Source organism: Actinomadura meyerae (assembly GCF_900188445.1).
Taxonomy (GTDB): Bacteria; Actinomycetota; Actinomycetes; order Streptosporangiales; family Streptosporangiaceae; genus Spirillospora; species Spirillospora meyerae.
This window is the reverse complement of record NZ_FZOR01000002.1, coordinates 359,725-367,139: the sequence shown is the minus strand read 5'-3', so window position 1 is coordinate 367,139 and position 7,415 is coordinate 359,725. Positions and strand designations below refer to the sequence as shown.

Sequence of the window (7,415 nt, the reverse complement as noted above, 5' to 3'; positions counted from 1 at the left end):
AACGCGGTCGGCATCGCCCCGTGCCGCAACCGGTCGGTGTCATCGATGCTGTCGGCTCCGGCGCACATCGCCGCCACCAGCGACATCACCTTCGCCGCCGGGGCGGCGCCGGCGCTGTTGCGCGCACCGCCGATGCGCAGCACCTCGGCCGCCAGCTCGGGCAACCCCGCCCGCTCGGCCAGCCGCACCACCGGCACCAGCCCGGCATCGGCGATCAAGTTCGGCTCGTCGAACGCGGCAGCCACCGCCGATGAGACATGAGAGGATTGCGCTTACGGGATGCCTCGTTGCTTCTGCGCTGCTGGACCTTAGACAAGCCCATCATCGCAGGCCACGGGGCATCCCTTTTGTCGTTTCCGCAACCTGAACAGCAATCACCCGGTGGATCGAGGCTTAGAGGGTGAGCATCGTGCGGGTCGCGATGGTCCCGTCCTGGAGCGGTGCCAGGGCCAGGCGCATCAGGACCAGCGCGTTGTCGTCGCCGGCGATGCGGTTGGCGCCGACCTTGCCGCAGGTCTGGCACTGATGGATGATCATCCACTCGCCGTCGGGGCGCGCGGAAAGCGCCAGCGGTTCCATGCGCCTGCGGCACGCGGACGCGCGGTCGCCCGGAACGCGGTGGTCCACGTGCAGGCTGACCAGGCAGTTCGGGCAGTGGTTGCGGTGGGCGCTGCCCGGGGCGTCCAGGGACACCTCGAGCCGGCATCCGACGCAGCGGAAGGCGGCGGCGGGCCCGTGCCCGGTGTGCAGGACGTCCTTGTGGCGCTGGGGCCGCCGCCCCCGCGGGTTCTTCCGGCGCGGCATCAGAACGACCCGAACGGTTCGAGCGGGAACGGCGGCTGCGCCAGCGGACGCACGGCCATCCGCATGAGGATGAGCTGGTTGTCGTCCGCGCACACCGGGTTGGACGTGAGCAGGTCGCAGCCCACGCAGCGGTGGATGACCATCCAGTCGCCGGTGCGCAGCACCGCGATGGCGATCGGCATCATGCGCGAGCGGCAGTCGCTAAGGCCGCCCTCGACGTGGTCGGTGACGTGCTCGGAGTGCAGGCAGGCGGGGCAGTGGTTGCGCCGCGTGCCGTCAGAGGCGCGGACGGTGACGGTCAGACCGCATTTGACGCAGAGGAAGGTGTCGGACACCCGGATGCTCCTTGCTGGGAAGTCGTGAAGGACAGCAAGAGGCGGCCGAGCGGTCTCGGCGAACGGCTAGGGCATGCGCCGAGTAACGCTCGGCACGGGCCGGGACATAAACCCTCTTCCTAAGGCGCGAGGCCAGGTACGTGCGATCTGGTCGGCTCACCACCGTAGGCACCGGCCCGTCCCGCACGCGACTGGTTTTCCGCTGGGCCCGAAACCCCGTGAAGCCGGGGTGAAAGCGGGGTGAAAGCGGGCGGCCTCAGGGTTCTCGGCATGGCGATAGAGGCGAGGCAGACGGCCATCTCGGTGGTCGGGCTGCGGAAGGTGTTCGGGGAGAAGACCGTCCTCGACGGGCTCGACCTGGAGGTGACGCGCGGGACGGTGTTCTCGCTGCTCGGGCCGAACGGGGCGGGGAAGACGACGGCCGTGCGGATCCTGTCGACGCTGATCAGGGCGGACGGCGGCGAGGCGCGGGTCGCCGGGTGCGACCTCATGCGGGACCCGGACGGGGTGCGCAGGGCGATCGGCGTCACGGGCCAGTACGCGGCTGTCGACGGGCTGCTCACCGGGCGGGAGAACCTCATCCTGATGGCCGACCTCCACCATCTGGGCAGGGCCGCGGGGCGGCGGGCCGCCGACGAGCTGCTGGAGCGGTTCGACTTGGCGGAGGCGGCGGGCCGGACGGCCGCGACGTACTCGGGCGGGATGCGGCGACGGCTCGACATCGCGATGACGCTGATCGGGAACCCGCGGATCATCTTCCTGGACGAGCCGACGACCGGGCTGGACCCGCGCACCCGCCGCACCACCTGGGAGATCGTCCGCGGGCTGGTGCGCGGCGGGGTGACGATCTTCCTGACCACGCAGTACCTGGAGGAGGCCGACCAGCTCGCCGACCGCATCGCGGTGCTGGACGGCGGCCGGATCGTCGCCGAGGGGACCTCGGAGGAGCTGAAGCGGCTGGTGCCGGGCGGGCACGTCCGGCTGCGGTTCGCCGGGCCGGCCGGGCTGGACGCGGCGGCGCGCGTGCTCGGCGGGGCCGCGCGGGACGACGACGCGCTCACCCTGCAGGTGCCGAGCGACGGCGGCGTCCGGTCGCTGCGGGCGCTGCTCGGCCGGCTGGAGGAGGCGGGCGTCGAGGTCGGCGAGCTGTCCGTGCACACGCCCGACCTGGACGACGTGTTCCTCGCCCTCACCGGCCGGAAGGAGAAGGAGGCGGTGTCGCGATGAGCGCTCTGGCAGCGGTGGTGGCCGACTCCGCGACGATGCTGCGCCGCAGCCTGCGGCACGCGCTGCGCTACCCGTCCCTGACGCTCGTCGGCATGATGATGCCGATCTTCATCATGGTGCTGTTCGTCGGCGTGTTCGGCAACGCGCTCGGGGACGGCGTCGGCGGCACCGCCGAGGGCGACTACATCAACTACGTGGCGCCGGGGATCATCCTGATGGCGATCGCGTCCGGGTGCCTGCAGACGTCGGTCTCGGTGTGCGTCGACATGACCGAGGGCATCGTGGACCGCTTCCGGACGCTCGGCATCGCGCGGTCGTCCCTGCTGACCGGGCACGTGCTCGGCAGCATGATCCAGACGCTGCTCAGCACGGCCGCGGTCATCGGCGCGGCCGTCGCGATGGGGTTCCGGACGAGCGCCGGCGTCCTCGACTGGCTCGCCGCGGCGGGGCTGCTGGTGGCGCTGACGTTCGCGCTGACCTGGGTGGGCGTCATGCTCGGGCTGCTGGCGCGCAACCCCGAGGGCGCGAGCAACACGCCGATGATCGTGCAGTTCCTGCCGTTCTTCGGCAGCGCGATCGTCCCGCCGGAGTCGATGCCGGCCGGGGTGCGGTGGTTCGCCGAGTACCAGCCGTTCACGCCGATCATCGAGACGCTGCGCGGCCTGCTGGCGACCTCGCCGGACGGGGCGGACGCGGCGGCGGCCGCGGCCTGGTGCGCGGGACTCGCCGCGGCCGGCTACGCGGCGTCGAAGGCGCTGTTCAACCGGAAGGCGCCCCGGTAGCGAGCGCCCGCGCGGCGTCCCACAACCCGGCGCGGGACAGGCCGGCGTACTCCGCCACCGCGGCGCGGTACGCCGGCTCGTCGGCGGCCAGGGCGGCGCGGCGGGCGGCGGCGGGGGACATGGTCGGCTGGAACGAGCGGCTGAAGTGCATCCGCTCCGCCAGCGCCGTCCGGCGGGCGGCGCGGGCCGGGTCGTCGTCGACCATGGCGAGGGCCAGCAGGAGCGCACCGCAGATGGGCAGGTCCATGACGGCGGGCGGCAGCGGCCGCGCCGCCTCGGCGAGCAGCGCGGACAGCTTGCCGCGCAGCCCTTCGGCGAGGTCGCGGACGAGGCCGGGCCGACCGTGCCGGGCGTGGGCGACGACGGTGACGCAGTGGGCGTCCACCGTCCACGGGTCGAGGCCGAGCGCGGGGGCGGGGAACTCCTCGTCCGCGAGCCGCGCCACCGCCTCCCGCCACAGGCGCAGTCCCGTCTCCGCGTCGCCGCGCCCGAACGCGATCTCCGCGCGCACGCCGAGGCTGAAGGTCGCCATGCCCGGCGAGTCGTAGGGGCCCTCGGCGATGGACTGCTCCAGCAGCCGCTCCGCGTCGTCGAACCGGCCGAGGTGGAGGTGGACGGCCGCGAGGGCCCACAGCAGCCCGAACATGTCGGGCCAGCCGTAGCGGTCGAGGAGGGCCAGCGAGACCCGCAGGTGGTGCGCGGCCTCGTCCGGCCGGTCGGCCTGCATCAGCAGCTCGCCGAGCCGCGAGTGCGCGATCAGCCGCAGCCACGGCGAGGCGGCGGCCTCCGCCACCGCCGCCATCGCCGCCGTGGCCTCCAGCGCGCCCGCCAGGTCGCCCTCGTGCTCCCGGATGTAGCCGGTGACGCACTCCGCGAGGCCCGCGAGCAGCGGCCGGTCGCCGGTGCGCATGCGGTCGAGCGCCGCGCAGTCGGGGCCGAGGATCTCGGGCGCCGACCGCACCAGGACCGCCAGGGCCCGGACGAGGCCGTCCGGCGGTGCCGGCGGGAGGCGGCGCAGCGCGACGAGCGCGCGGGTGGCCCGCGGCCCCTTCAGCATGACCGTGGTGAGGACGCTCAGCGTCAGCGCCGTCCGGGTGACGCCGACGTCCTCCGGGCCGGGGCGGAACCGGCTCAGGACCCCGGCGGTCTCCTCGGCCATCGTGAGCATCCGGGTGAAGGCCGACTCCAGCGTCCACAGGCCGCCGAGCACCGCCGCGGCCGCCGCGACCGCGGGGCCGTCCCGCCGGGCGAGGCCGTGCCGGAGCGCCTGGAGGAGGTTGTCCTGCTCGGCGCGGACGCGTTCCAGCGCGGGGAGGGGATCGGTTCCGAACAGCGCCTCGTGGTGCTCCGCGCCGAACTCGCGCGCCCAGGCGAGCAGGCCGTCCACCGCGCGCTCCGTCTCGCCTTCGGCCTCGCGGTGGGACGCGCCGAACTCGCGGACGCTCTCCAGCATCAGGAACCGCGTGCCCGCGCCGTCCTCGGTCACGGTGAGCAGCGACTGGCCGACGAGGTCGTCCAGGACGTCCAGGACGTCCAGGACGTCATAGTCCAGCAGGTGGCGGGCCGCCTCCGGGGTGAAGCCGCCGGAGAAGATGGACAGCGCCCGCATCGCGGCCCGCCCGGACGGCGTCAGCAGGTTCCAGCTCCAGTCGACGACGGCGCGCATCGTCCGGTGCCGGGACGGCGCGTCGCGGGCGTTGCCGCGCAGCAGTGCGAACCGGTCGTCCAGCCCCCGCGCGATCTGCGGCACCGACATGACCCGGACGCGCGCCGCCGCCAGCTCCACCGCGAGCGGCAGCCCGTCCAGATGCCGGCACAGCTCCTCGACCGCGCCCTGCGGCAGGCCCACGCCGGGACGCGCGGCCGAGGCCCGCTGCCGGAACAGCTCGGCCGCCGCGCCCCGGTCGAGTGCGGGCAGCGGATACACCGACTCCGACGACAGGCCCAGCGGCGCGCGGCTCGTGGCCAGCACCCGCACGTCGCGCGTCATCGACACCAGGGCGCCGACCAGGGCGGCGACCCCGTCGACGACGTGTTCGCAGTTGTCCAGGACGAGCAGGGCCGGGCCGGGGCCGAGCGCGTCCACGATCCCGGGGAGCGTCCCGCCGGGACGGCGCGGCGCCCGCCCGGCCTCGCCGACGCCGAGCACGGACGCGACCTCGCCCTCCACGTCCGCGTCCCGGGCGACGCCCGCCAGCGGGACGACGTGCACGGCGCGCTGCGGCGCGTCCCGCGCCACCGTGTTCGCCAGCCGCGTCTTGCCGAGCCCGCCCGTCCCCACGATCGAGGTGACGCGGGACGTGCGCAGCAGTTCCAGGACGGCGGCGAGGTCGGCGTCGCGCCCGAGCAGCGGATTCGGCTCGTGCGCCACACCGCGCCGGACCACCGGGGCCTCGTCCCGCAGCAGTTCCTCCTGGACACCCCGCAGGGCCGCGCCCGGGTCGGTCCCGAGCGAGTCGCGCAGCGAGCGCCGGTAGGTCTCGTAGCGGGCCAGCGCGGCGGACGGCCCCGCCGTCGCGGCCTCGCACCGCAGCAGCTCGGCGAGGACCTCCTCGTCGCGCGGGTACTCGCGCGCGACGGCGTCGAGCGCGTCGAACCCTTCGGCGTGTCGCCCGAGCCGGGCGAGGGCCAGCGCGCGGGCGCGGCACAGCGTCCGGTAGGTCGCGGCCCGCTCCGTCCGCAGTACGGCAAGGGGATCGTGGCCCTCGTCAGGTTTCGGTGGGCCGTCCCAGAGCGCGAGCCCTTCCTCCGCCCGCGCGAGCGCCGCCGCGTGGTCCCCGTCCCTGGCGGCCTGCGCGCCGGCTGACGCGGCGAGCAGAACGGCGGACGCGTCGACCTCGGACTCGTCCAGCCCCAGCCGGTACCCGGTCGGCGTGCTCTCGATGACGTCCGCCCCCAGGCGCGACCGCGCGCGCGACACCACGACCTGGAGCGACTTGGCCGGATTCTCCGGAGGGTCGTCCGCCCAGAGGCCCTCGACCAGCCGCGCGACGGACATCCCGGCCCGCGGCTCGGCGGCGAGCAGCGCGAGCAGCCCCCGCACCCGCGGGCTCGTGACGTCCCGGCCCCGGCAGGCGGCCCGCGACAGCAACGTCAGCTCCACGGGGCCAGCGTAGAGCGTGCCCGACAAACGCGATAGATCTCGAAATGCGCCCCGCCGGGGCAGGGGGCGGGCCGGTCGGCTCAGGTGGGGCGGTAGTGGCGGCGCAGGGCGATGCCGGCCGCGACGCCGCCGGCCAGCGCCCCGGCGCCGGCCGCGGCGGGCAGTGCGATCATGGTGACCTTCCGGCCGGTGCGGAAGTCGTGGATCGGCCAGCCGTGGTCGCGGGCGTGGGCGCGCAGCTCGGCGTCGGGGTTCACGGCGTGCGGGTGGCCGACGGCGGTCAGCATCGGCAGGTCGTTGATCGAGTCGCTGTAGGCCGAGCAGCGGGACAGGTCGAGGCCCTCCCGGGCGGCGAGCGCGCGGACGGCCTCCGACTTGGCGGGGCCGTGCAGCAGGTTGCCGACGAGCCGGCCCGTGTAGACGCCCTCGCGCGTCTCGGCGACCGTGCCGAGCGCGCCGGTGAGGCCGAGCCGGTGCGCGATCGTGCGGGCGACCTCGACCGGCGTCGCGGTGACCAGCCAGACCTGCTGGCCCGCGTCGAGGTGCTGGAGCGCGAGGGAGCGGGTGCCGGCCCAGATCCGGTCCGCCATCACCTCGTCGTAGATTTCCTCGCTGAGCCGGACGATCCGGTCGACGCGCTGCCCGGCGACGAACGCGAGCGCGGCCTCCTTGGCGCTGCCGATGTGCTCGGAGTTCTCGCTGCCGCGCAGCCGGAACGCGGCCTGCCCGAGCGCGAACATCGCGAGGTCGCGCATGGTGAACAGCTTGCGGGCGGCGAGCCCGCGCGCGAAGTAGTAGATGGACGCGCCGCGCATCATCGTGTTGTCGACGTCGAAGAACGCCGCGGCGGCGGGGTCGGGCGCGGGCAGCGGACCGGGCGGGGCCGCTGCCGCGGCGGCGGCCTCCCCGGCGCTCTTGTGGTCCACGTCGCGTTGCCAGAATCGCCGCATGAGGCGAAGCCTAGTCAACCGCCTCCCCGCGGCCCTCCTCCCGGCGGCGGTTGCGGCACTCCTCGTCCCGGTCGCCCGCGGCCGTCACCAGCCGCTCCCGCAGCACCTCGCGGAACCGCGGATCCGGGCCCGTCCCCCCGCCCGCCCGCAGCCGGGCGAGCATGTTCCCCTGCTCGATGGTGCTTCTCCGTCTCGTCTTCACAGCCCGGTTCTC

Annotated in this window: 7 protein-coding genes and 1 pseudogene; 2 read left to right on the top strand and 6 right to left on the bottom strand. The window is 74.8% G+C overall.

What is annotated here, in order from left to right:
* The 3 genes and pseudogenes from CHF16_RS04550 to CHF16_RS04540 form a co-directional block, all read right to left on the bottom strand.
* A pseudogene (locus CHF16_RS04550) lies at nucleotides 1-245 on the bottom strand (IS1380 family transposase); the annotation flags it as partial.
* A 148-nt stretch (nucleotides 246-393) separates the two neighbouring features.
* Nucleotides 394-804 carry an RNHCP domain-containing protein gene (locus CHF16_RS04545; protein ID WP_089324598.1) on the bottom strand — a complete coding sequence of 137 codons (411 nt, stop codon included), beginning with the start codon at nucleotides 802-804 and terminating at the stop codon, nucleotides 394-396.
* Nucleotides 804-1,139, bottom strand: coding sequence for an RNHCP domain-containing protein (locus CHF16_RS04540; RefSeq protein ID WP_245868206.1), 336 nt, complete (start codon nucleotides 1,137-1,139; stop codon nucleotides 804-806). Before CHF16_RS04540 ends, CHF16_RS04545 begins: the two co-directional genes overlap by 1 nt.
* 270 nt (nucleotides 1,140-1,409) lie before the next feature.
* On the opposite strand from CHF16_RS04540, the gene CHF16_RS04535 reads away from it, so the two are divergent.
* Nucleotides 1,410-2,366: an ATP-binding cassette domain-containing protein gene (locus CHF16_RS04535; RefSeq protein ID WP_089324596.1), complete on the top strand. Its 957-nt coding sequence runs from the start codon at nucleotides 1,410-1,412 to the stop codon at nucleotides 2,364-2,366.
* Nucleotides 2,363-3,148 carry an ABC transporter permease gene (locus CHF16_RS04530; RefSeq protein WP_089324595.1) on the top strand — a complete coding sequence of 262 codons (786 nt, stop codon included), beginning with the start codon at nucleotides 2,363-2,365 and terminating at the stop codon, nucleotides 3,146-3,148. The genes CHF16_RS04535 and CHF16_RS04530 overlap by 4 nt, the downstream gene beginning before the upstream one ends.
* On the opposite strand, the gene CHF16_RS04525 is transcribed toward CHF16_RS04530, so the two are convergent.
* From CHF16_RS04525 to CHF16_RS39275, 3 genes are all read right to left on the bottom strand, one after another.
* Nucleotides 3,126-6,251 (bottom strand): AfsR/SARP family transcriptional regulator, encoded by a 3,126-nt coding sequence (locus CHF16_RS04525; protein ID WP_089324594.1) that lies wholly within the window; start codon nucleotides 6,249-6,251, stop codon nucleotides 3,126-3,128. The genes CHF16_RS04530 and CHF16_RS04525 overlap by 23 nt on opposite strands.
* 80 nt (nucleotides 6,252-6,331) lie before the next feature.
* Nucleotides 6,332-7,201 carry an HAD family hydrolase gene (locus CHF16_RS04520; protein ID WP_089324593.1) on the bottom strand — a complete coding sequence of 290 codons (870 nt, stop codon included), beginning with the start codon at nucleotides 7,199-7,201 and terminating at the stop codon, nucleotides 6,332-6,334.
* A 10-nt stretch (nucleotides 7,202-7,211) separates the two neighbouring features.
* The gene (locus CHF16_RS39275; RefSeq protein ID WP_143227873.1) at nucleotides 7,212-7,403 is read right to left on the bottom strand and encodes a hypothetical protein; all 192 of its coding nucleotides are present in this window, start codon (nucleotides 7,401-7,403) and stop codon (nucleotides 7,212-7,214) included.
* Between the last annotated feature and the right edge of the window lie 12 nt (nucleotides 7,404-7,415).